Below are 23,029 nucleotides of genomic sequence, written 5' to 3'. Positions count from 1 at the left end.
CCCAGGGCGCGCAGACATGGGGGCCGTGGTACTGAGTGCCATAAGGTAACAGTTATGACCTCACGCATTCTTGTGGTCGACGACGACACCGCGCTCGCCGAGATGATCGGCATCGTGCTGCGCACGGAGGGTTTCGAGCCCGTGTTCTGCGCCGACGGTGCGCGGGCTGTCGAGGAATGGCGCTCGCAGCGCCCCGACCTGGTGCTGCTCGACCTGATGTTGCCGGGGATGGACGGGATCGAGATCTGCACGCGCATCCGCGCGGAGTCCGGCGTCCCCATCATCATGCTCACGGCCCGCAGCGACACCGCCGACGTGGTGCGAGGACTCGAGGTGGGGGCGGACGACTACATCGTCAAGCCCTTCAACCCGAAGGAGCTCGTGGCTCGTATCCGCACGCGACTGCGGCCGACTCCGCAGACGGTGGGGGAGCAGCTGCGTGTGGGGGACCTCACCGTCGACGTCGACGCCCACGAGGTGCGGCGCGGCACGGCCCCGATCGCCCTCACGCCGCTGGAGTTCCAGCTCCTCGTGGCGCTCGCCTCCAAACCGCAGCAGGTGTTCTCCCGCGAGATGCTGCTCGAGCAGGTCTGGGGCTACCACTACAAGGCCGACACGCGGCTCGTGAACGTGCACGTGCAGCGACTGCGGGCGAAGGTCGAGCTCGACCCGGACAATCCCAAGATCGTCATGACGGTGCGTGGCGTCGGCTACCGTGCCGGGAGCGCGGGCTGAGGACCCCATGGCCGCGACTTCAGCGACCACCACGGCGGTCGCTGTCATCCGGGACTGGCGAGGCTGGCCGACCGTCACCCGCGCGCTCTGGCGGCGGTCGCTGCGTTTCCGCACCCTGACGATCACCCTGCTCCTCACCTCCACCGCGATCCTGATCACCTGCGTGACCATGGCCCTGGTCATTCAGAACGACCTCTTCGAATCCCGCAAGGACGAGGCGCTCGAAGACGCGGCTCGCGCGGTCAACCAGGCGCAGGTGACCCTGGACTCCGCGGCGCTCGGGGACGAGCCGGCGGCTCTGCCCGAACTCTGGGACAGCGTGCAGGCGGACCTGCGTCGGTATTCGACGGCTGAGGGATTCGCAGGTATCCGGATGAACGCGGACCCCGATGCGGTCGCGCTCAACGGCTTCTCGGCCGGACTCAGCGCCAACATCATCAGTTCGGGCCTCAGCAACAGGGTCGTGCAGTTCGACGACCGGCAGTCGTGGCAGTCGGTCGGGCTCGACGTCGGCGGACGCGTCGTGCCCGGGATCATCGTCGGCCAACAGCTGCAGGTGCCGGAGGCGGGGCCTTTCCAGCTCTACTTCGCGTACGACCTCGCGGATGCCGACAACACCCTCACGTTCGTGCAGCGCACGCTGTGGATCGCCGGCATCGGCCTCGTCGCGATCGTCGCCGCGATCTCGTTCATCGTGCTCCGCACGGTCTCCACGCCCATCGTCGAGGCCGCCGAGACCAGTGCGCGCCTGGCTTCGGGTGATCTCGCCGTGCGCATCGACGTGCACGGGGAGGACGAGATCGCGATCCTCGGGCGATCGTTCAACGCGATGGCCGACAGCATCGAGTCGCAGATCAAGGAGCTCGGCGAGCTGTCGCTCGTGCAGCAGCGATTCGTGTCCGACGTGTCGCACGAGCTGCGCACGCCCCTCACGACGATCCGTCTGGCGGCGGACATGCTCAACGATCAGCGCGGCGAGTTCGATCCCACGACCGCGCGCACCACCGAGCTGCTGCACACCCAGGTGCAGCGGTTCGAGACCCTGCTGTCCGACCTGCTCGAGATCAGCCGCTACGACGCGGGGTCGGTGCAGCTGGAGCTGGAGGCGACCAGCCTCGCCCACCTCGCCGAGGACATCATCGAGCAGATGATGCCCCTCGCCGAAGGTCGCGGCAGCGAGCTGAGACTCGTCGCCCCCGGCGGCTACTCACCGGTGGACATGGATCCCCGCCGGGTGCGGCGGGTGCTGCGGAACCTGATCGGCAACGCGATCGAGCACGGGGAGGGCAGGCCCGTCGTCGTCACCGTCGACAGCAATCAGCATGCGGTCGCGGCGGGCGTCCGCGACTTCGGCCTCGGGATGGACCCTGCGGATGCGGAGCGGGTCTTCGACCGGTTCTGGCGCGCGGATCCCTCCAGGCAGCGCACGATCGGCGGCACGGGACTCGGGCTCTCGATCGCTCTCGGTGATGCGACGCTGCACGGCGGCACACTGGCCGTCTGGTCGGAACTCGGCGTCGGCACCAACTTCGTCCTCACCCTCCCTCGCCGGGGGGACGCGCTGGAGGGGCCGTCACCGATCCCGATCGAGCCGCAGGAGCCGCTGGCCGAGCTCGGGGACGCCACACAGCCGATCCAGCTCGCCGACATCCCCGCCGAGCTCTTCGACCGAGGGAGCATCGAGTGAACGCCGGATTCCGTCGCACGCTCCACGCCGTCGCGATGGCCGCGGTCGTCGCGATGCTGGCCGCCTGCACCGGGCTGCCGACGAGCGGCGACGTGCAGCCGGGACTCGCGCTGGGCGCCTCGCCCGAGGAACAGGACTTCCTGCCCCTCGCCTCGGGGCCCGTCGATGGCGCAGGGCCCACGGCCATCGTCGAGGGATTCATGGAGGCGGCGATCACGCCTGCCGACAACTGGGACACGGCCCGCAAGTTCCTCACGCCCGACCTGGCCTCGACGTGGCGGCCCACCACCGGCGTCTCGATCGACGCGAGCGCGGCGACGCGATCCTTCACCTCGAGCGTCGAGGACGATGCGGAGTCCGCGAACGGCGACTCCGCCGACGTCCGCGTCACCTTCGACCAGGTGGCGAGCGTGGATGCCACCGGCGCGTACTCCCAGACCGTCGCAGCCTCGAACTCGGCGTTCGTGGTCGTGCGCATCGACGGTCAATGGCGCATCGCCGACGCCCCGGACGGCGTGGTCATCGACGAATCGCGGTTCTCTCGCGTCTACGACGACTACGCGCTGCAGTACTACGACCGGACGTGGGAACGGCTCGTGCCGGACGTGCGGTGGTTCCCGCGCCGCGCCACGGTCGCCACGACCATCGCCCAGTCGCTCATCGGCGGTGCACCGAGCCCGTGGCTCGACCCGGCGGTGCAGAGCGCGTTCCCACCGGGCGTGCAGCTGGCGAGGGACGCGGTGCCGATCGATCCCGACCAGGTCGCCGACGTCGCCCTGAACCGCGAGGCTCTGGGCCTCCCCGCGAAGACGCTGGCCAGGATGCGGACGCAGCTGCAGGCGACCCTGACGGGAGCAGGAGTGCAGATCAGCCAGGTCCGCTTCACCGTCGACGGACGGACCCTCGAGGCCGGTGTCGTGAAGCTCATCGACGATCCGGTCGACGGGGGCAGCGTGGTCCTGAAGGACGGGCAGTTCGGAACCCTGGTCGGTGGGGAGATCACTCCGATCCCCGGCCTCACGGAGGAGATCCTCGCGTCGCCGCAGCCGATCAGGGCGGTCGACCTCGCCGTCGACAGCTCCCATGCGGCCGTGCAGCTCTCCGACGGACACGTGTGGCTCGCGGGCGACGGCAGCTTCGACGCGCTCGACGAACGGGCATCGCTCGTGCGACCCTCGATGGATCCGTTCGACTTCACGTGGTCCGTCCCGTCGACGGCGCCGGCGTCGCTGAGGGCGATAGGAGTGGACGCGGCTCCACGGCCGATAGCCAACGCCTGGCCCGATGCGTCCGGTGTGTCCGCGATCCGAGTCTCGGCCGACGGCACCCGGATCGCGGCGGTGCTCGTGGTCGGAGGGCAGCGCTGGGTCGTCGTCTCCGCGGTGATCAGGGACGACGACGGTGTGCCCACCGAACTGGGTCCGACCGAGCCGCTGGCGCAGCTGGAGGGGACGGCGTCCGGCCTCGTCTGGCTGGGCAGCGATCGCCTCGGCGTCCTGTCGGATGCCGAGGATCGCATCGTCCTCACCCAGGTCGTGGGGGGTCCAGGCACCTCCGAGGTCGCACCGACCGGAGCCGTCTCGATCGCCGGCTCTCGGACCGCAGCGGGCATCCGGGTGCTGGGGGCCGAGGGGGCTGTCTTCGCACGCAGCGGCTCCGCGTGGAGCGAGTCGATCGTCGGCGTGTCGATCCTCGGCACCCGCGCAGGGCACTGATCACTCCTCCTGCACGAGCGCGCGGCTCTCAGAAGAGTGCTCAGACGCCGGGCCCATTCGCTCGCGCACCGCGTCGAGGGGCGCCGTGTCCGAGACGATCGAGACATGCCGTCGCTCTCTCCGTTGCTCCGAGCGGCGGGCGCTGATGCGCTCGCCCTGCTGCTCGCCGCGACCTGCGCCGGGTGCGACGAGCCCGGCACGATGCTGTGCGAAGGCTGCCGAGTCCGATTGCGCGCCTCGCCACGCGAGTTGCACACCCCGGCCGGTCTGCGTGTCGTGGCCGCGACCGCGTTCGAGTCGGTCGCGGCGCGCTGCATCCGCCGGCTGAAGGATGCGGGCGAGACCGTGGTCGCCCGCCCCCTCGGTCGGGTCCTCCGAGGGGTGCTGCGCACCGAGCTCGCCGACTCAGGCGTGGGAGGACTCGCACGGGCGGTCCCGGTGCCGACCTCTCGTCGCTCGTATCGCCGACGCGGCTACCGGGTTCCCGAACTCCTGATCCGCAGCGCGGGGGAGGACCCGCTCCGTCTCCTGTCACTCGATCGCCGGGGCGTCGACCAGAGGGGTCTCGACGCCGGGCAGCGCAGCGAGAACGTCCATGGATCGATGAGCACCCGGAGGTCGGGTCGAGGCGAGCCGATCGTCCTCGTCGACGACGTCATGACGACCGGGTCGACATTCGACGAGGCGGCACGAGCGCTGGAGGAGGCCGGATTCGAGGTCGTCTCGGCCGTCGCGCTCGCCGCGACACCACGTCTCAGCGAACGGAATGCGAACGCATCGGGGACACGCAGGAAATGACCCGTGACATCCGTCGGCAGGCGGACTACCGTGGGGGGTCACAAGGCGACCACGGTCCGCCCTTGGCCGGGAGGACCGGGACAAGGAGGCAGCAATGGAAACGAGCATCGTTGGCGTCGGGGTGGGTATCACCGATCGCTTCCGAACCGTTGTCGAAGAGAAGATCGCCAAGATCCAGACGTTCGCGTCACGTGCGCAGCGATTGGATGTGAAGGTCACCCACCGGGTGTACCGAAACGGCCGCGTTCCGGATGAGACCGTGGAGTTGACGCTCGTCAGCAAAGGACCGGTCGTCCGAGCGGAGGCCACGGACGGCGACAAGTTCGTCGCCCTCGACCTCGCGGTCGACAAGATGGCCGAGCAGCTCCGCCGGGCCAAGGAGAAGCGAGTCGACGGACGGCAGCACCCCCGGGGTGCGCACTTCGAGAAGGAGAGCGGTGCCCTCGAGGGCATCGATGTCCAACCGGCATCCGTAGACGTCCTTCGCGCAGTCGCGACGGGCGCCGTGCCGATCCAGAACGACGAGGACGAGGTCTACTCCCCGGTCGTCATCCGCACGAAGAACTTCGGTGCGGAGTGGATGACCGTCGAAGAGGCCGTCGACCGCATGGAGCTCGTCGGTCACGACTTCTTCCTGTTCGTCGATGTGCGCACCGACCACCCGAGCGTCGTCTATCGACGCAAGGGCTGGGATTACGGTGTGATCGCACTCGAGACGCAGGCACCGCCTTCCGAGGCGCTGGCCTCGTGAGCTGACACGAGAACGGCCCGGCCCCAAGAGGGCCGGGCCGTTCTGCATGTGCAGGGGAGGGGTCAGTCGAAGATGCCGTCCAGGATGCTGCCGATGACGAGTCCGCCGAGGATGCCGGACGCGACGTCGCCGCCGCCCCCGCGCCGACCTCCGCCGCTCCAGCCGCCGCCTCCCCAGCCGTCGCCGCCGCCCCATCCCTGATCCTGCGGGCGGGAGGAGTCGATGTCCCGCTGAGCGAGCTGCAGCGCCTCGGACGCCAGATGCGCCACACGCCGTGCGCTGGCGAGTGCTTCGTCGCGGGTCTCCTCTGCGGGCAGCAGGTCGGACAGGTCGACCCTGAGTCGCTCGGCCTCCGCGAGACGGGTGCGCGCGTCTGCGCCGATCCATCCGCGGTGTCCGGCGATGAGCCCGCGCGCGACTCCGAGCTGACGGTCCGCGTCGTCGATCGCGTGCTGGACCTGCGGGATGCTGGGCAGGGGGTGCTCGGCGCGATGCCGCGCATGTGCGATGGCCTCGTCGAGGGCGGTGTTGGCTTGGCGCAGACGCGAGAGCTCGGCGAAGGGGTCGCCGGGCGAACCGGCGGGGGAGAGTGAGCTGAGGGCGCTCTGCAGCGCCGTGACCGCCTCGGCGACCGCGGGCACCTGCGGGGCGTTCCTGGCCGCGATCAGGTCGCCGCGCGAGTCGGCGACGACCTCGGCGAGCGTGGACTCCGCGCGCAGCGCCTCGATCTCGAAGTCCTCGACCGCGTCGAGCAGGGCGGATGCGCGTCGAGTCGCCTCGGTCGCCGTCTCGAGGGCGAGGTTGGCCTCCTCGTTCTGCTTCGCGGCGCGACGGCGTTCGGAGACCGATGCCCCGTGCGTGGCGAAGGCGATGAGCTGCTCCGCTTCCGCAGCACTCGCGGTGATCTGGTGCATCGCCGAGTCCGAGTAGCGGGCGGAGAGGCGCGCGACGGTCTCGTTGGTCTGGGGGATCCGTGCGCTCAGCGCCTCGGCATCCGCCCGCACCTGGGCGATGACCTCGGGCGCGCGGCGGACCTTCGAGATCGACGCGGCGAGATCGGAGGTCTTCTCGTCCAGCAGGTCCTGCGCCCAGTCGCAGAGCTGCATGATGCGCGCGTTGCGGGTGCGGAGCTCCTCGGCGGTGTCGGGGATCTCGTCGTGGTTGAGCTGGTGCAGCTGGAAGGCTTCGCGCAGATGCGTGCGCACGGCGGCGAGCGCCTTCTTCAGGTCCTTCGTGAGCTGTTCGCCGAGCTCGGCCTCTGCGAAGGCGAGCTCATCGGAGGTGCTCCTGATGCGCTCGTCCGCCGAGACGAGTGCCTGCTCGGCGCGCCGAGCCAGATCGGCATCCTGTGCGGCCAGTTCTTCCTGTTCGCGCTTGCGTCTGCCCCATATTCCAGCCATACGACTGATCCTAGTTTCCCGAGCGGTGGCGCTGGCTGTGCATCCGCTTGAGGCGAACGCCCGAGCCGGAGCGGACGGCGGGGGACGAGACTCAGACGAGTGCCGGTCCGGCTGCTCGCGCGGGCCGTCCCCGTTTCGGGCGGTCGGCGGTCAGCTCGAGGGCGAGCGTGTGCTGAGGATGCTGGGCGAGCCGGGTCTGCACGTGATCGAGCCAGCGCAGCTCGGCGTCCGCGGCGAAGATCATCGAGTCGACCACGAGCGACCAGGCGAGTCCCTGCGGACTGTCGTCCTCGCGGGACTCCCGCACCGCCCTCAGGCCGTCCAGGCGGTGAGATGACGCGGCGCGCTGGGTGTCGATCACCTCCGCGGCGTCTGCTCCGGGGAGGGTGGCGGCCACGGCGATCTTGATCGCCAGCTCGTCCCGCGTGGCCTGGCCGCGCTCGACGGGTGAGACCAACCACCGATCGACGTCGGCATTCCCCGCCGCGGTGATCTCCCAGTAGACGTGTCCCTGCGCGTCGGTCGCCCCCCGCTCCACCAAGCCGTCGCGTTCAAGTCGCTCGAGCGTGTTGTAGATCTGGCCCACGTTGAGCGGCCAGATCGATCCGGTGCGACGGTCGAACTCGTGCCGGAGCTGATACCCGTAACAGGGTCCCTGCGCGAGGATGGCGAGCAGGGTCTGGCGTACCGACATGAGAGGCCTCCGGGGGTCGTCGACCAATATATACATACCCGGAAACGGGATGACGGCACGCCATGCAGACGACGTGCAGGTCACGGACAGGTAACATGACAACGTATGCCTGGTGCGCGCCCGACACGCGGCGCCCCGGACCCATCGACAGGGAGATGACATCTGTGGCCAATCCTCTTGAGAAGCTGCTGCGCGCCGGAGAAGGGCGGGTCATCCGTCGTCTGAACCAGGTGGTCAAGGCCGTCAACGCGCTGGAAGAGGACATCTCCAAGCTCACCGACGACGAGCTGCGCAACGAGACCGCCGAGCTGCGTGAGCGCTACACCGCGGGTGAGACGCTGGACCAGCTGATGCCAGAGGCCTTCGCCGCGGTGCGCGAGGCGGCCAAGCGGACCCTGGGCATGCGCGCCTACGACGTCCAGATCATGGGCGGCGCGGCGCTGCACCTCGGCAACATCGCCGAGATGAAGACCGGTGAGGGAAAGACGCTCGTCGCGACGTTCCCGGCATACCTCAACGCGATCGCGGGCGAGGGCGTGCACGTGATCACGGTCAACGACTTCCTCGCCAGCTACCAGGCGGAGCTGATGGGTCGCGTCTACCGCGCCCTGGGCATGTCGACGGGCATCATCGTCTCGGGCCAGACGCCGGCGGTGCGCCGCGAGCAGTACGCGGCCGACATCACCTACGGCACGAACAACGAGTTCGGATTCGACTACCTGCGCGACAACATGGCGTGGCGCAAGGAGGACCTGGTCCAGCGCGAGCACTACTTCGCGATCGTCGACGAGGTCGACTCCATCCTCATCGACGAGGCGCGCACCCCGCTGATCATCTCGGGACCGTCGTCGGGGGAGGCCAACCGCTGGTTCGCCGAGTTCGCGAAGATCGCGCGCACCCTCGAGGCCGGCGTGGACTACGAGGTCGATGAGAAGAAGCGCACGGTCGGCGTGCTGGAGCCCGGCATCGAGAAGGTCGAGGACTACCTCGGCATCGACAACCTCTACGAGTCGGCGAACACCCCGCTGATCTCGTTCCTCAACAACTCGATCAAGGCGCTCGCGCTGTTCAAGAAGGACACCGACTACGTCGTCATGAACGACGAGGTCATGATCGTCGACGAGCACACCGGTCGCATCCTGGTCGGTCGCCGGTACAACGAGGGCATCCACCAGGCCATCGAGGCGAAGGAGGCGGTGCCGGTCAAGGCCGAGAACCAGACCCTCGCCACCGTGACCCTGCAGAACTACTTCCGTCTCTACGACAAGCTCGCCGGCATGACCGGTACTGCCGAGACCGAGGCGGCGGAGTTCATGTCGACCTACAAGCTCGGCGTGATCCCGATCCCGACCAACCGGCCGATGATCCGCAAGGACCAGTCCGACCTGGTCTACAAGAACGAGACGGCCAAGTTCGCCCAGGTCGTCGAGGACATCGCCGAGCGGCACGCCCAGGGACAGCCGGTGCTGGTCGGCACGGTCAGCGTCGAGAAGAGCGAGTATCTCTCGCGACTGCTCGCCAAGAAGGGCGTCAAGCACGAGGTGCTGAACGCGAAGAACCACGCCAGGGAGGCCGAGATCGTGGCCCGCGCCGGACGCCTCGGCGCCGTCACCGTGGCGACCAACATGGCCGGTCGCGGTACTGACATCATGCTCGGCGGCAACGCGGAGTTCCTCGCCGTCCAGGAGCTGAAGGGCAAGGGACTCGACCCCGTCGAGACCCCCGAGGAGTACGAGGTCGCCTGGGACGAGACGTACGAGTCGATGAAGGCCGTCGTCGCCGAGGAGGCCGAGAAGGTCATCCAGGCCGGTGGGCTCTACGTCCTCGGCACCGAGCGTCACGAGTCGCGCCGCATCGACAACCAGCTGCGCGGTCGATCCGGCCGTCAGGGCGACCCGGGCGAGAGCCGCTTCTACCTCAGCCTCACCGACGATCTGATGCGGCTGTTCCAGTCGGGAGCCGCAGAGGCAATTCTGTCGCGGACCAACTTCCCCGACGACGTGCCGATCGAGTCCGGCCTGGTGTCGCGCGCGATCCGCAGCGCCCAGTCGCAGGTCGAGGCCCGCAACGCCGAGATGCGCAAGAACGTGCTCAAGTACGACGACGTTCTGAACCGTCAGCGCGAGGCCATCTACGCCGACCGTCGGCACATCCTCCAAGGTGATGACATCGCCGACCGCGTGCAGCACTTCATCGAGGATGCGATCAGCGGCGTCGTGCGCGATCACACCGGCGAAGGTCACAACGAGAGCTGGGACTTCGATGCTCTGTGGACAGAGCTGAAGACCCTCTACCCGGTGAGTGTGACCATCGATGAGGTCGTCTCCGAGGCTGCCGGTCGCAAGGGCGGCATCACCGCCGACGGTCTGACCCGCGAGCTGCTGTCCGACGCGAAGATCGCCTACGAGACCCGTGAGGAGTCGCTCGGAGAAGCGGCGACACGCGAGCTCGAGCGCCGCGTGGTCCTCCAGGTGCTCGACCGCCGCTGGCGCGATCACCTGTACGAGATGGACTATCTCAAGGACGGGATCGGCCTCAGGGCCATGGCCCAGCGTGATCCGCTGATCGAGTATCAGCGCGAGGGCTACGCCATGTTCCAGTCGATGATGGGCCAGATCAAGGAGGAGTCCGTCGGGTACCTCTACAACCTCGAGGTCGAGGTCCGCCGCGCAGGCGACTCGGATACCGCCGAGGTCGAGGCGAAGGGACTGTCCGAGGGCGGCGGCGAGCAGCGGCTCGAGTACTCCGCGGCGAACGACGCCGGCGAGGTCGAGGTCCGCAACGACCGAGGCCAGGTCCAGCAGGCCGCCACCGACAAGCTGCGTCAGGCGGCGGCAGCGCGTCAGGCACCGACGGAGCAGGCCGAGCCGGAGGAAGGCCCCCGAGGAGCCTTCGGCCAGCGCACCGAGGCTCCGGCGGCCCCCGCAGGCAACCGCGAGCAGCGCCGAGCCCAGAGCAAGAAGAAGAAGTAGCGGCGCCGACGAGGAGGGGCAGGTCCGAGGGGATCGGCCCCTCTTCGCGTCATTGTAGGCTTGCTCAATGACACCGATGCGCCACTTCGACCAGTCGTCGAAGCTCAAGAACGTCCTGTACGAGATCCGTGGGAACACGCTCGTCGAGGCGGCGCGGCTCGAGGCCGAGGGGCATCGGATCCTCAAGCTGAACACGGGGAACCCGGCGACCTTCGGATTCGAGGCTCCGCACCAGATCGTGCACGACATGCTCGCCGCGCTGCCCACGGCGCACGGCTACAGCGACAGCAAGGGCATCATCTCGGCGCGGCGCGCCGTGGTCAGTCGCTACGAGGAGATCCCGGGGTTCCCCCGCTTCGACCCGGAGGACGTCTTCCTGGGCAACGGCGTCTCCGAACTCATCACGATGACGATGCAGGCTCTCCTCGACGAAGGCGACGAAGTCCTGATCCCCGCGCCGGACTATCCGCTGTGGACGGCGATGACCAGCCTCGCCGGCGGGACGCCCGTGCACTACCTCTGCGATGAGGACGACGGCTGGCAGCCCGATCTCGAGGACATCCGCTCGAAGATCACGCCGCGCACGAAGGCGCTCGTGATCATCAACCCCAACAACCCCACGGGTGTCGTGTACTCCCGCGAGGTCCTCGAGGGGATGGTGCAGATCGCCAGGGAGCACCAGCTGCTCCTGCTGTCGGACGAGATCTACGACCGCATCCTGTTCGACGACGCGGTGCACATCCCGACCGCGACACTGGCTCCGGACCTGCTGTGCCTGACGTTCAACGGACTCTCGAAGACCTATCGCGTGGCGGGGTACCGCTCGGGCTGGGTCGTGATCACCGGACCGCAGGGACACGCGAAGGGCTTCCTCGAGGGGATCACCCTGCTCGCGTCCACACGCCTGTGCCCGAACGTCCCGGCGCAGTACGCCGTGCAGGCAGCGCTCAGCGGCGTGCAGTCGATCGATGCGCTCATCGCGCCGACCGGGCGCCTGCACGAGCAGCGGGACATCGCCTGGGAAGGACTGGAGTCCATCCCCGGCGTCTCCTGCGTCAAGCCGGAGGGGGCGCTGTACGCGTTCCCGCGACTCGATCCGAACGTGCACGAGATCAGAGACGACGCGAAGCTGGTCTACGACCTGCTGGTCTCCGAGCACATCCTCCTGGTGCAGGGGACGGGGTTCAACTGGCCGACCCCCGACCACCTGCGCCTCGTGACTCTCCCCGAGCCGCGGGTGCTCGCAGAAGCCGTCGAGCGACTCGGGAACTTCCTCTCGAGCTATCGTCAGTGACTCTGTCAGTGACATCGTCAGTGACGGCGTGGGCGACGGCCGAGGTCCCCGCGGGGGAGTGAGCGTGCGCCAGTCGACGCACTGCGGCGACGAGCGTTGAGCGCGGCGTGATGTCGGCCATCGGCCGCGCGTGCAGAAGTGCCGCGTCGGCGGCGCGCTGATCCCAGGGCAGGAAAGAGATGTCGGTCACGCCCGAGAACCGCTCGAGGGTGCGACGGATCTGCGCGCGGGCGTCGAGCCCCAGCGGTCCGGGGCGGACCCTGTTGATCGCGACGCTGATCGGCGTCGGCGCCGTGAGCCGCCGCAGCTCGGCGTGCTCGCGCACGAACCGGCTGATGCCCAAGGGATCTGCGGATGCGACGGCGATGATGGCATCCGCCTCCTGTAGCGCGGCTGTCGTCGCGGCATGCCGTCGGGGACCCGCGAGGTCGTAAGTCGCATCCTCGTCGGCGTCGAAGGGGCTCGCGACGTCGACGACCGTCTCCTGGGCCCATCCGCGGCAGGCCTGCAGGGTGGCGCGAAGTCGGTCCGCCCCGAGTTCGGGCCAGCGACCGGGGCGGTTGATGCCGCCGAGGACAGCGACGTCTCCGGCGCTCGTCTCCACCGCGGCGGCGAGTCGGGTGAGCTCGGCCGCGTCGAGTCCGCCCCGCTCCGCACGCCTGCACGCGGCGGCGATTCCCGGTGCGTCGCCGCTGAGGCCGAGCAGCAGAGCCAGCGACGGAGCCACGGTGTCCGCATCCACCAGCGCCGTGCGGCGCCCCGCTCGCGCGAACTCCACGGCGAGCTGGATGGCGACCGTCGAGCGGCCGGGGGATCCGGACGCTCCCCACACGACAGTGACCCGGTGGGGCGCCGACGGGGCGCTCTGCTCCGGAATGTCGGCGCTCAGCGCGGCCGCCACCTGCCAGCCCTGCGCCTCCGCAGGCAGCGCGGAGGGAAGCCCGCGGCGTCCAGTGCGACCGACAGCGTCGCCGAGACGGATGATCCGGACGCCGGCCCGATCGCAGGCGGCGACGAGCTCGGCGGTCGGCGTCCGGCGCCCCGCGGACACGACGATGGCGTCGATGCCCGGCGGGAGCGGAAGGGTCGCATCCGGCTGCACCGCCGCCACCACCCGCACGCCCTCGATCTCGAGCTCGGCGGCGAGCTGTGCGGCACGGGCCTCCGGTACCGCGAGGAGCACGGAGATCATGAACCGGCACCGATCGGCACGACGGAGAGCGCGGATCCGCCGGTGACCGCGGCCAGGACCTCTGCGACGTCTGCGCGATCGATCACCACCTCGACGGTGGTCCCCTCGCCTGCAAGCATCCCCTCGCTCGTCGTGACCGTCGCGACGATCGCGCCCGCGACGAGTATTCGCGGAGGCTCGGCCGCAACTCCGTCGGCGACGGCCGGAGCATGCCAGAGTTCGACGACGCTGCCGGTCGCGACGTCGCTCGGGATGCCGGTGCTGCTCTCGATCACGAGAGTCGTCGACCTGCGCGCATCGGCGGGTTCGGCGGCGCTCTGAGGGACGAGCTCCCCCTCGGTCACGGTCCGTGACGCGATCAGCCCGGGGCGCAGGTCTCCCGGCGAGAGATAGTCGCCGGAGATCGTGCCGAGATTCACCTCGACGGTACGGAAGTCTCCGGACACGAGTGGCTCGCCGGCGACCACCGTGCGACCGGCCTGCAGCACGGGTGTCGTCGTGCCGGACGACGACAGCACCGCCCAGACTCCGCCGATCGACAGGGCGACGAGAGCGAGTCCGATCAGGAAGCGGATGTCGCCCCAGAAGGCGCGGCGAGCACGGGCGAAGTTGTCCATGGCGTCATGGTCACAGAGTTCCGCCTCGGGGGCCGGGAGTTATCCACAGCGGACCGCCGGTTGCGGAAGGTCCCGTATACCGGGGGAGAATGGGACCATGTCCGACTCCCCATCGCCGCCGCGGTTCCTCGCACCCTCTCAGGTCGCGGAGCTGTTGAGCATCGAGGTCGACGAGGTCATCGAGCTCGTGTACGCGGGGCGGTTGCGCGGATCCCAGCTGGGTTCGCCGTCGCGCTGGCGCATCGAGGAGCTGAGTCTTTCGGAGTATCTCGCGGAGCAGTCGGAGGAAGCGCGGCGGATGGCTCTGTGGCGCCAGGCGAACGAGGCGAGCTTTCCCGAGGTGTGGGGGAGTCCGCGCGGTCACAGCATCTGATCGCCGGCGGTCTGCACGGAGGCCAATGCCACGAACGGGATCATTCGGAACCCCCGCACTGCGGCAGCGATCCGCACCTCGCCCTGATCGTGGAGAGCGAGGTCGAGGTGGTCGGCTCCGGCCCGGTCGACCGTGCCGTGCAGATCGACACCCTCGACGCTGATCACCCTGACCGGAACCCGACGACGGGCCAGGTCCCGCAGGACGAAGCCGAGCGACATGCGTTCGCGGAGCACGGGGGTGGATGCGACGTCCTGGTCGAGGCTGGACAGGAGCAGTCCGTGGTCGACCTCTAGTCCGCGCACCGCGTGGAGCGGGATGATGCGGGTGGACGGTCGAGACCCGGAACCCTCCGTCTCGATCGTGGCGACCCAATCGGCGCCGAGAGCCTGCAGGCGCGCCCGGATGCGGTGACCGCCCGGCAGGTCGACGGTGGCCGACGCCGCTGCCGAGCACAGCATCCGCAGCCGGCTGCGCAACTCCAGGCGCGAGATCCGGAGCCGCTCGGACTCGGCGTCCAACGCGGCGCGGTCTCTCTCCCATTCCGCAGCCAGCTGACCCTCGAGGTCTTCGAACAGCCCGTCCCAGTGCACGCGCCCCACCGTAGGCGACGGCGGAGCGGTCATGTACGAGTTATCCACATAGTTCGCGGATCCGAGCCGAGCGCTCCCCGGCCCCATGCTCTACTGGCCGCAGTCTTCCCGATGGAGAGTGCCGACGATGATGCTTCACGAATACTTCGCCCCTCAGCCGACGCCCCGCGCCGAGCTTCCGGATCCTCAGCCCCTGCTGCGCAGCCTCACTCAGGGGGTGCTGGAGGTGCTCGCCGGAGTGCGGGAGGTCGATCAGCTCGCCCGCTGGTTCAACGAGGAGGCGTACCGGAGTCTCGTGACGCGAGCGAACCTCTCTGCGCGAGCCCGCAGTGCCAGGGGCGTCGCCCCGGCGCGTCCGACCTTCGAGATCCTGTCGACCAGGGTGACCGAACCCGTCGACGGCAAGGTCGAGGCGGTGGTGGTGGTGGCAGGGCCCGGGCGCACCAGGGCGGTGGCCATCCGCCTGGAGGGGCTCGACCGTCGCTGGCGTGCGACGTCGCTGGCCGTTCTCTGAGGTGACGCACTCTAGGCTGGTGGAGTGTCAACCCTCAGTGATCTCGCCCAGACCCAGGGCCTTCTGACCGAACACGAGGTCGAATGGCTGCATCGTCTCGCTGGAGACGGCCAGCTGCTCGCCGACCTCGCATCGGCGGACATCGTCGTGTGGATCCAGACCGAGGACGGATCGTTCATCGCTGTCGCGCATGCGCGCCCCAGCGGCGCGGCGACCCTGTTCTATCGCGACATCGTGGGCGAGCGGGTCCGGCCCCAGTGGCGCACCCAGGTCCAGGGGGCGTTCGACTCCGCCGAGATCGTCGACTCGTCGTCGCCGGACTGGTTCGAGGAGACGCCGACGCGCGTCAGGGCCGTCCCGATCGTGATCGAACGCCGTGGCGCCGACCCTGCATCGAGCGTCATCGGTGTGGTGACCCGTCACACGAACCTCGGCGAGGCGCGCACGCCGTCGCGGCAGCAGATCACGTTCGACGAGTGCGCCAACGACATCTTCCGCATGATCGCGGACGGGAGCTTCCCCGACCCGGCAGCACCCACGTCCCCGCGCCGAGGGGCCCCTCGTGCGTCCGACGGCCTCATCCGCATCGACGTGGACGGCATCACGACGTTCGCCAGCCCCAACGCGCTGTCGGCGTTCAATCGCATGGGCTTCGACGACGAGCTCGAGGGCGAGTCCCTGGCCGAGGTCACCACCCGCCTCGTGCCCCCGTCGCGTCAGGTCGACGAGTCGCTTCCGGTCGTCGTGACGGGGCGCGCGCCGTGGCGCACCGACATCGAGGCACGCGGTGTCACCGTCTCACTGCGTGCGATCCCGCTGAAGGACCATGGGACGCGCATCGGTGCGATCCTCCTGTGCCGCGACGTCTCGGAGCTGCGTCATCAGGAGCAGGAGCTCATCACCAAGGACGCGACGATCCGCGAGATCCATCACCGCGTCAAGAACAACCTCCAGACCGTCGCCTCGCTGCTGCGGATCCAGGCGCGACGCACGCACTCCGACGAAGCGCGGGACGCCCTCACCCAGGCGATGCGGCGGGTAGACTCCATCGCCGTCGTCCACGACACGCTGGCGCAGGGGCTGACGCAGAAGGTCGACTTCGACGAGGTCTTCCACCGGGTGCTGAAGCTCGTCGCCGAGGTGGCATCCGCGCCGAACACCCGCGCCCGCACGCAGTCCACCGGACGTTTCGGCGTGCTGCCGAGCGAGTACGCCACGCCGCTGGCCCTGGCCCTCACCGAGGTGGTCACCAACGCCGTCGAGCACGGGCTCGCGGGCCAGGAGGGCATCGTCACGATCGATGCCGCGCGCACGGAGGAGAACCTGCGGGTCACGGTGCGCGACACCGGACACGGGCTCCCGGAGGGTCGGATCGGCCAGGGGCTCGGCACGCAGATCATCCGCACTCTGATCCAGGGAGAGCTCAGCGGCTCGATCGAATGGCGGGGGAGCGAGGGCGAGGGCACCGAGGTCGTCATCGACATCCCGCTCCGCTGGCTCACGAAGTAGCAGAGAAACGCGAAAGGCGCCCGAGACTCGGTCTCGGGCGCCTTCTTCTGTCAGATCAGGATGCGCGACGTGCGCGAGCGGCGCGACGCTTGAGCGCACGACGCTCGTCTTCGGAGAGACCGCCCCACACGCCCGAATCCTGGCTGGACTCGAGGGCGTACTGCAGGCAGATCTCGGTGACGGTGCACGTGGCGCAGACGGTCTTGGCCTTCTCGATCTGGTCGACGGCCGGACCGGTGTTCCCTACGGGGAAGAACAGTTCGGGATCGACAGTCAAGCAGGCGGCCTTGTCGCGCCAGTCCATGGGGGCTCCTCGGTGTGGATTGTTAAGCCATCGCCATGCGACGACTTGGATTTCGGGTGCAGTTCGGGTTCAGCTACCCTGTTGAGATACGGACGGATGCCCGCGATTTGTGATGCGAGCACGAAGCCCGCCCCACGCCGCTGTGGGAGCACATGACGCTGTCTATTCTGTTACATGAAACCGGCGAAATCAAGGGTTTCACCGGTTCTCATTCGATTCTCAGGAGACATCGTGCGCTCACCCCGACTGGCTCTCGCGGCCGCCGCCGTTCTCGCTGCGGAAGGCGCGGCACTGACCGTCTTCGCTCTCATCGAACTCCTCGGGCTCGGTGCCGGGGATGCCTCCTCGCTGCCGACCGCCCTGGCTCTCATCGTGCTGACCCTCATCGGCGCCGCGGCGCTGTTCGCCTTCGCGATCGGCACGAGGTCCGGTCGATCCTGGGCGCGGTCGGGCGGACTCGTCTTCCAGGTGCTCGCGGTCGTTCTCGCTCTTGCGTCCCTGACGGTGCAGCCGATCTCCTGGCCGTTCACGGTCGGTGTGGGGCTGCCGGGAGTGCTGGGCTTCGTGCTCCTGATCGCGACCACGCGCGCCGAGAACGAGCGCCCTGCGGAGTGACGCTCAGGCGTCGACGCCGAGCAGCTTGCGCAACCGCGCGACGTGCCCCGTGGCCTTGACGTTGTACTGAGCGAGGGTGACGATGCCGTTCTCGTCCAGCACGAAGGTCGAGCGGAGCACTCCCTCGACGACCTTGCCGTAGTTCATCTTCTCGCCCCACGCGCCGAAGGCGGTGTGGACGGCGTGATCAGGGTCGCTGAGCAGCGTGAACGTGAGCCCGTCGCGCTCGCGGAACTCTGCCAGCTTCGCAGGCTCGTCACGAGAGACTCCGACCACCCGGTACCCCGCACCCTCGAGAGACGAGATGCTGTCGCGGAAGTCGCACGCCTGGGTCGTGCATCCCGGAGTCATGGCGGCCGGATAGAAGTACAGCACGGTCTTCTGTCCGCGCAGATCGTCGAGACGCACGGTCTGGCCGTCCTGGTCGAGCAGAGCGAAGTCGGGGGCAGCGGTTCCGGGTTCGAGGCGCACAGTCACCGCTCCAGCCTAGCGTCCGGGGCTCTGCTCGGCCTTGTCGGCGAAGGTCTGCAGCAGGCGCTGGAGCGAGTCCAGGCGCGCGCGCCCCGTCTCGGACAGTTCGCCGCGTTCGGCGGCCTCGATCAGCGCGCAGTCCGGGGCATCGGCCAGATGCGTGCATCCCCGAGGGCAGTCCTGGGCGATCACCGCGAGCTCGGTGAAGGCGGCCAGGATGTTGGCCGGGTCGACATGGCCGAGCCCGAAGGAGCGCACCCCCGGCGTGTCGATGACCCACCCGGTGCCGGTGGGACCGACGTAGCGCAGCGAGACAGTGGAGGAGGACGTGTGGCGTCCCCGTCCCGTGACCTGGTTCACGTGCCCCGTCGCACGCAGCGCGCTGGGGACGAGAGCGTTGACGAGGGTGGACTTGCCGACCCCGGAGTGTCCGACGAAGACGGTCGAATGGCCGACCAGCGCCGCACCGATCTCGTCGACGGGCATCTCCTCCTGCGCGCTCGTGAACACGCGCAGGTCGAGCCCGTCGAAATGCGCGAGGAAGGAGGTCGGATCGGCGAGGTCCGTCTTGGTGACCACGAGGAGCGGGCGGATGCCGGCGTCCAGCGCGGCCACGAGATAGCGGTCGACCAGCCGCGCCCGAGGCTCGGGATCGGCGGCGGCCACGACGACCAGCATCTGATCGGCGTTCGCGACGATGACGCGCTCGACCTGATCGGTGTCATCGGCGCTGCGACGCAGCAGCGACGTGCGATCGACGATCCCGATGATGCGTCCGAGCGTGCCGTCCTCGCCGGTCGTGTCCCCGACGACCTTGGCCTGATCGCCGGTCACGATCGGATTGCGCCGGAGATCCCGTGCGCGCGCCGCAGTGATCATCCGCTCGTCAGGGGTCCCCTCATCGAGCATCACCGAGTACCGGCCACGGTCGACGCCGAGCACACGGCCGATTTGGGCGTCATCGTGTGCGGGTCTGCGCTTGGTCCGAGGGCGGTTCCCCTTCGGATTCGGACGCGTGCGGATGCTGCTCTCGTACTCCTCGAAGTCGTCCTCGAGGTCGTCGGAGTCGTCGAGCCAGCTCACGCGGACGCGCCCCGCAGCATCCGGTCCCACAGGAGGGTGAACTCCGGCAGGGTCTTGGAGGTGGTGCCGATGTCGTCGATCTCGACCCCGGGGACCCGGAGGCCGATGAGCGCCCCGGTCGTCGCCATGCGGTGGTCGTGGTGCGCCCCCCAGCTGCCGCCGTGCAGCGGGCGGGGGATGATGCGGAGTCCGTCGGACAGCTCTTCCGCCTCGCCGCCGAGCGCCCGGATGTTGCCGATGAGGGCGGCGATGCGGTCGGTCTCGTGCAGGCGGATATGCCCGATGCCGCGGATCGTGGTGGGGCCGGATGCGAAGGCCGCCAGCCCGACGAGCGTCGGCGTCAGCTCGCTCGCCGCCGACAGGTCGAGGTCGAGGCCGCGGATCTCGGAGCCGGCCTTCACCGTCAGCGTGCCGCTGTGGCGGCCCACGTGGGCGCCGAGGGCCTGCAGGATCTCGGGGAGGAGTGCTCCGGGCTGGGTGGAGTGCACAGGCCAGCCGGTGACCGACACCGACCCTTCGGTCACGAGCGCGGCCGCGAGGAACGGTGCGGCGTTGGAGAGATCGGGCTCGATCGCGATCTCCTTGGCACGGGGAACGCCGGCCTCGACCAGCCACTCGCCTGTCGCGGGACGCTCGATCCGGATGCCGCGCCTGCTCAGCGCCTCGATCGTCATATCGATGTGGGGAAGGCTCGGCAGGTGCTCACCCGTGTGCACCAGGTGCAGCCCGACGTCGAAGCGGGGGGCGGCGAGCAGCAGACCGGAGACGAACTGACTGGAGGCCGAGGCGTCGATCTCGACGCGGCCTCCGCGGATCCGTCCGTGCCCGCGGATCGTGAAGGGAAGGGCCCAGGTGCCCTCATCGTCGATGTCGACGCCCAGGTCGCGGAGCGCGCTGATGAGCCCGCCCATGGGACGGTGCAGTGCGGTCTCATGCGCCGTGAGGTGCACGTCGTGCTGGGCGAGGCCGGCCAGCGGCGCGATGAACCGCATCACCGTCCCGGCCTGACCGCAGTCGATCGTCGTGCCGCCGACGAGCTTGGCGGGGGTGATCACCAGGTCCGGTCCGAACTCCCCTTCGCCCTCGACCTCTTCGATGCCGACGCCGAGCGCGCGCAGCGCATCGACCATCCGACGGGAGTCGTCCGAGTGAAGCGGGGCGATCAGGCGACCAGGTCCGTCGGCCGTCGCGGCGATGATGAGCTCGCGGTTGGTGAGCGACTTGGAGCCCGGAACGGTCACGGTCGCGTGCACCGGGCCGTCGACGGACGGCGCGGCGTAGACGCCCTGGGCGGGGGAGGGGGAATACCTGTTGGCGCTCATCGGTTTCCACCTTAGTGAACGCGGGTGTCCGGTCGATCGAATGACAGGGGCTCGCTGAGAAGGAGAGAGCATGCTCGCAACGCTGGAACGCGAGTCGGTCGACCTCAGCCGCCTAGACTGGCCGGTGATGGATGACACGGCAACCGCAGAGACGGTCAGCGACCCTCGACGCGAATTCGAGGAACAGGCGATCCCGTTCATGGATCAGCTCTATGCGGCGGCGATGCGTATGACGCGCAACCCCGCCGACGCCGCCGACCTCGTGCAGGAGACGTTCGTGAAGGCCTACGGGTCGTGGGCGACGTTCTCGCAGGGGACGAACCTGAAGGCATGGCTGTACCGGATCCTCACGAACACCTACATCAACATCTACCGCAAGAAGCAGCGCGAACCGTTCCAGGGCACGATCGACGAGCTCGAGGACTGGCAGCTGGGTGGTGCGGAGTCCACCACGACCACCGCTTCGCACAGCCGTTCGGCCGAGGCGGAAGCCATCGACCACATGCCCGCATCGGTCGTCAAGGACGCGTTGCAGGCCGTACCCGAGGACTTCCGACTGGCGGTGTACCTCGCAGACGTCGAGGGCTTCGCCTACCAGGAGATCGCGGACATCATGAAGACACCCATCGGCACCGTGATGAGCCGCCTGCATCGAGGCAGGCGGATGCTGCGGGAGCTGCTGGCTGAGTACGCCGCGGAGCGGGGAATCTCCGCGGCCGACCCGAGGAGCAAGAAATGACCGACTGCGGCTGCGACAAGGCCCGCAAGGATCTCGAGGAGTACCTCCGCAACGAGGTGTGCAACACCGAGCACACCGAGATCCGTGAGCATCTGGAGAACTGCCCGTCCTGCCGGGACGAGGCTCTCGTGGCGACCACCCTCACCGAGGTCGTGGCGCGCGCCTGCAAGGAGACCGCTCCGGAGGAGCTGCGCGACCAGGTGTTCGCCCGCCTGCGCGAGGTGCAGGCTTCGCAGCACTGACGCGGGTTCTCGTCCGGCGTTCGCCCTAGGGTGGAGGCATGACGTCCATCGATTCACGCGACCTGCCAGCCGATCCTGCGTCCACCGAACGACTCGCCGCGCAGTCGCTGACCTACCGCGTCGTCGACACCGCCGATCGGGCGGAGTCGGAGCGATTCCAGCGCGCGATGGCGAGGGGCTTCCTCGGTGCTGAGCCCTCGGACGAGGCGGTCGCCTTCGGTCGTCCCGCCTTCGAGGCCAGGCGCAACACGGGCGTGTACGAGGCTTCAGCGCCGGACGCTCAGCCGGTCGCGACGATCGACTCGTGGGTGACCCCGCTCACGACGGCGGGTGGTGGCGAGATCCCGATGTGGGCGATCAGCGGCGTGACGGTCTCTGCGACGCATCGCCGCCGCGGCATCGCGCGGGCACTTCTGGAGGGCGAGCTGCGTGCTGCGGCATCCGCTGGCGTGCCGATCGCCGGTCTCACGGTGTCGGAGGCGACGATCTACGGCCGCTACGGCTTCGGCTCGGCGCTCCCGATGTCACGCTTCTCCGTCGATACCCGGCGCGCGGGCTGGGCGGGAACAGCGGGCGAGGGACGCCTCGAGTACATCGACCGCGAGACGCTGGCGACCGAGCTCGGGGAGATCCACGAGCGCGCGAGGACGTCGCGGGCAGGTCAGATCCCCGGCTGGACGACGCGCTGGACCGGGATCGCGGGGCTGTCGCCGAGCGACACCGACCGCGACAAGGTACGCGGCATCCGATTCCTCGACGGAGCGGGGACGGTGCGCGGCGCCATGGCCTTCACCGTCAGCGAGCGCGGCGGGTCGTTCCGCTTCGGTCTCGACGTCCGCCTGCTGGTCGCCGAGACGCCGGACGCGACGGCGGCGCTGTGGAGATTCGCGCTGCAGCACGATCTCGTGGACGAGGTCACCGCCGACCTGCGACCGCTCGACGACGCTCTCCCTTGGCTGGTCCACGACCCGCGCGGGGTGAAGCAGACCGTCCACGACCACGGCTGGCTCCGCATCCTCGACCTTCCGACCGTACTGGCCTCGCGCAGCTACTCCGCCCCACTCGACGTCGTGCTGCGGGTCGGTGACCCGCTCGGCTTCGCCGCGGGCGACTGGAACCTGCGCGTCGAGGGCGACGGCACGGCGACCGTGGCGGCCGTCGAGCAGGGAGCGTCGGAGGTCGACGCCGCGATCGACATCTCGACGCTCTCGATCCTGTTCGCCGGCGGCGTGCGGGCGGCGTCGCTGCACGGCGCAGGCCGCATCGCGGCTCCGGCCCCGATCGTCGAGTCCCTCGACCGCGCATTCATCTCGTTCCCTGCGCCTGCTCTGGACATCTGGTACTGACGTCCGACTGCGCACAGCACGCAGAAAGGGCGCCTCGACTCGGTCGAGGCGCCCTTTCCGCGT

General features: G+C 69.2%; 23 protein-coding genes. 14 read left to right on the top strand and 9 right to left on the bottom strand.

The genetic code is table 11. The annotated features are described in order from the left end of the window. The first annotated feature begins 54 nt into the window (after positions 1-54). The 5 genes from mtrA (at position 55) to hpf (ending at position 5,686) form a co-directional block, all read left to right on the top strand. Positions 55-735: an MtrAB system response regulator MtrA gene (gene mtrA / locus ACESK8_RS03945; RefSeq protein ID WP_372967362.1), complete on the top strand. Its 681-nt coding sequence runs from the start codon at positions 55-57 to the stop codon at positions 733-735. Between the two features lie 7 nt (positions 736-742). Then, complete coding sequence (gene mtrB, locus ACESK8_RS03940) at positions 743-2,422, top strand: MtrAB system histidine kinase MtrB (RefSeq protein ID WP_372967361.1); 1,680 nt, start codon at positions 743-745, stop codon at positions 2,420-2,422. Next, positions 2,419-4,137, top strand: a complete 1,719-nt coding sequence (locus tag ACESK8_RS03935) for an LpqB family beta-propeller domain-containing protein (protein ID WP_372967360.1) — start codon at positions 2,419-2,421, stop codon at positions 4,135-4,137. Before mtrB ends, ACESK8_RS03935 begins: the two co-directional genes overlap by 4 nt. A gap of 105 nt (positions 4,138-4,242) precedes the next feature. Next, a complete protein-coding gene (locus ACESK8_RS03930) occupies positions 4,243-4,935 on the top strand; it encodes a ComF family protein (protein ID WP_372967359.1) in 693 nt (230 codons plus the stop codon). Between the two features lie 94 nt (positions 4,936-5,029). Next, entirely contained in the window at positions 5,030-5,686 is a 657-nt protein-coding gene (gene hpf, locus ACESK8_RS03925) for a ribosome hibernation-promoting factor, HPF/YfiA family (RefSeq protein ID WP_060926513.1), read from the top strand. Positions 5,687-5,748: 62 nt separating this feature from the next. Here hpf and ACESK8_RS03920 read toward each other — a convergent pair whose 3' ends face one another. Beyond that, a complete protein-coding gene (locus tag ACESK8_RS03920) occupies positions 5,749-7,086 on the bottom strand; it encodes a hypothetical protein (protein ID WP_372967358.1) in 1,338 nt (445 codons plus the stop codon). 91 nt (positions 7,087-7,177) lie between these two features. Continuing rightward, positions 7,178-7,780: a PadR family transcriptional regulator gene (locus ACESK8_RS03915; protein WP_372967357.1), complete on the bottom strand. Its 603-nt coding sequence runs from the start codon at positions 7,778-7,780 to the stop codon at positions 7,178-7,180. A 164-nt stretch (positions 7,781-7,944) separates the two neighbouring features. Here ACESK8_RS03915 and secA point away from each other — a divergent pair, with 164 nt between their 5' ends. Further along, positions 7,945-10,752 (top strand): preprotein translocase subunit SecA, encoded by a 2,808-nt coding sequence (secA, locus tag ACESK8_RS03910; protein ID WP_372967356.1) that lies wholly within the window; start codon positions 7,945-7,947, stop codon positions 10,750-10,752. Positions 10,753-10,819: 67 nt separating this feature from the next. Continuing rightward, positions 10,820-12,046 carry a pyridoxal phosphate-dependent aminotransferase gene (locus ACESK8_RS03905; RefSeq protein WP_372967355.1) on the top strand — a complete coding sequence of 409 codons (1,227 nt, stop codon included), beginning with the start codon at positions 10,820-10,822 and terminating at the stop codon, positions 12,044-12,046. Here the strand turns inward: ACESK8_RS03905 and ACESK8_RS03900 are convergent. Further along, positions 11,937-13,238, bottom strand: a complete 1,302-nt coding sequence (locus tag ACESK8_RS03900; protein ID WP_372967354.1) for a CpaE family protein — start codon at positions 13,236-13,238, stop codon at positions 11,937-11,939. The genes ACESK8_RS03905 and ACESK8_RS03900 overlap by 110 nt on opposite strands. Next, the gene (locus tag ACESK8_RS03895; RefSeq protein WP_372967353.1) at positions 13,235-13,855 is read right to left on the bottom strand and encodes a hypothetical protein; all 621 of its coding nucleotides are present in this window, start codon (positions 13,853-13,855) and stop codon (positions 13,235-13,237) included. The genes ACESK8_RS03900 and ACESK8_RS03895 overlap by 4 nt, the downstream gene beginning before the upstream one ends. A gap of 97 nt (positions 13,856-13,952) precedes the next feature. On the opposite strand from ACESK8_RS03895, the gene ACESK8_RS03890 reads away from it, so the two are divergent. After that, positions 13,953-14,228 (top strand): helix-turn-helix domain-containing protein, encoded by a 276-nt coding sequence (locus ACESK8_RS03890; RefSeq protein WP_372967352.1) that lies wholly within the window; start codon positions 13,953-13,955, stop codon positions 14,226-14,228. On the opposite strand, the gene ACESK8_RS03885 is transcribed toward ACESK8_RS03890, so the two are convergent. Further along, entirely contained in the window at positions 14,216-14,854 is a 639-nt protein-coding gene (locus ACESK8_RS03885) for a hypothetical protein (protein WP_372967351.1), read from the bottom strand. The genes ACESK8_RS03890 and ACESK8_RS03885 overlap by 13 nt on opposite strands. Positions 14,855-14,948: 94 nt before the next feature. On the opposite strand from ACESK8_RS03885, the gene ACESK8_RS03880 reads away from it, so the two are divergent. Then, a complete protein-coding gene (locus tag ACESK8_RS03880; protein WP_372967350.1) occupies positions 14,949-15,335 on the top strand; it encodes an Rv3235 family protein in 387 nt (128 codons plus the stop codon). 24 nt (positions 15,336-15,359) lie between these two features. Continuing rightward, the gene (locus ACESK8_RS03875; RefSeq protein ID WP_060926520.1) at positions 15,360-16,844 is read left to right on the top strand and encodes a sensor histidine kinase; all 1,485 of its coding nucleotides are present in this window, start codon (positions 15,360-15,362) and stop codon (positions 16,842-16,844) included. 55 nt (positions 16,845-16,899) lie between these two features. On the opposite strand, the gene ACESK8_RS03870 is transcribed toward ACESK8_RS03875, so the two are convergent. Continuing rightward, positions 16,900-17,148, bottom strand: coding sequence for a WhiB family transcriptional regulator (locus tag ACESK8_RS03870; protein WP_028503730.1), 249 nt, complete (start codon positions 17,146-17,148; stop codon positions 16,900-16,902). A 231-nt stretch (positions 17,149-17,379) separates the two neighbouring features. On the opposite strand from ACESK8_RS03870, the gene ACESK8_RS03865 reads away from it, so the two are divergent. Next, positions 17,380-17,763, top strand: coding sequence for a hypothetical protein (locus ACESK8_RS03865; protein WP_372967349.1), 384 nt, complete (start codon positions 17,380-17,382; stop codon positions 17,761-17,763). A 3-nt stretch (positions 17,764-17,766) separates the two neighbouring features. Here the strand turns inward: ACESK8_RS03865 and bcp are convergent, their stop codons facing one another. From bcp to aroA, 3 genes are read right to left on the bottom strand one after another with little or no spacing between them, the layout of a single operon-like run. Continuing rightward, the gene (gene bcp, locus ACESK8_RS03860) at positions 17,767-18,240 is read right to left on the bottom strand and encodes a thioredoxin-dependent thiol peroxidase (RefSeq protein ID WP_372967348.1); all 474 of its coding nucleotides are present in this window, start codon (positions 18,238-18,240) and stop codon (positions 17,767-17,769) included. Between the two features lie 9 nt (positions 18,241-18,249). Then, positions 18,250-19,317, bottom strand: a complete 1,068-nt coding sequence (rsgA, locus tag ACESK8_RS03855) for a ribosome small subunit-dependent GTPase A (protein ID WP_372967347.1) — start codon at positions 19,315-19,317, stop codon at positions 18,250-18,252. Beyond that, positions 19,314-20,639 (bottom strand): 3-phosphoshikimate 1-carboxyvinyltransferase, encoded by a 1,326-nt coding sequence (aroA, locus tag ACESK8_RS03850; RefSeq protein WP_372967346.1) that lies wholly within the window; start codon positions 20,637-20,639, stop codon positions 19,314-19,316. The genes rsgA and aroA overlap by 4 nt, the downstream gene beginning before the upstream one ends. A 70-nt stretch (positions 20,640-20,709) precedes the next feature. Between aroA and ACESK8_RS03845 the strand changes: the two genes are divergently transcribed. From ACESK8_RS03845 to ACESK8_RS03835, 3 genes are read left to right on the top strand one after another with little or no spacing between them, the layout of a single operon-like run. Beyond that, positions 20,710-21,378 (top strand): sigma-70 family RNA polymerase sigma factor, encoded by a 669-nt coding sequence (locus tag ACESK8_RS03845; protein WP_372967345.1) that lies wholly within the window; start codon positions 20,710-20,712, stop codon positions 21,376-21,378. Further along, a complete protein-coding gene (locus ACESK8_RS03840) occupies positions 21,375-21,620 on the top strand; it encodes a zf-HC2 domain-containing protein (RefSeq protein ID WP_056376255.1) in 246 nt (81 codons plus the stop codon). The genes ACESK8_RS03845 and ACESK8_RS03840 overlap by 4 nt, the downstream gene beginning before the upstream one ends. Before the next feature lie 38 nt (positions 21,621-21,658). After that, positions 21,659-22,966, top strand: coding sequence for a GNAT family N-acetyltransferase (locus ACESK8_RS03835; protein ID WP_372967344.1), 1,308 nt, complete (start codon positions 21,659-21,661; stop codon positions 22,964-22,966). Positions 22,967-23,029: the final 63 nt, after the last annotated feature.

This window comes from Microbacterium sp., from assembly GCF_041641055.1.
GTDB lineage: Bacteria > Actinomycetota > Actinomycetes > Actinomycetales > Microbacteriaceae > Microbacterium.
This window is presented reverse-complemented; position numbering and strand designations above follow the sequence as displayed.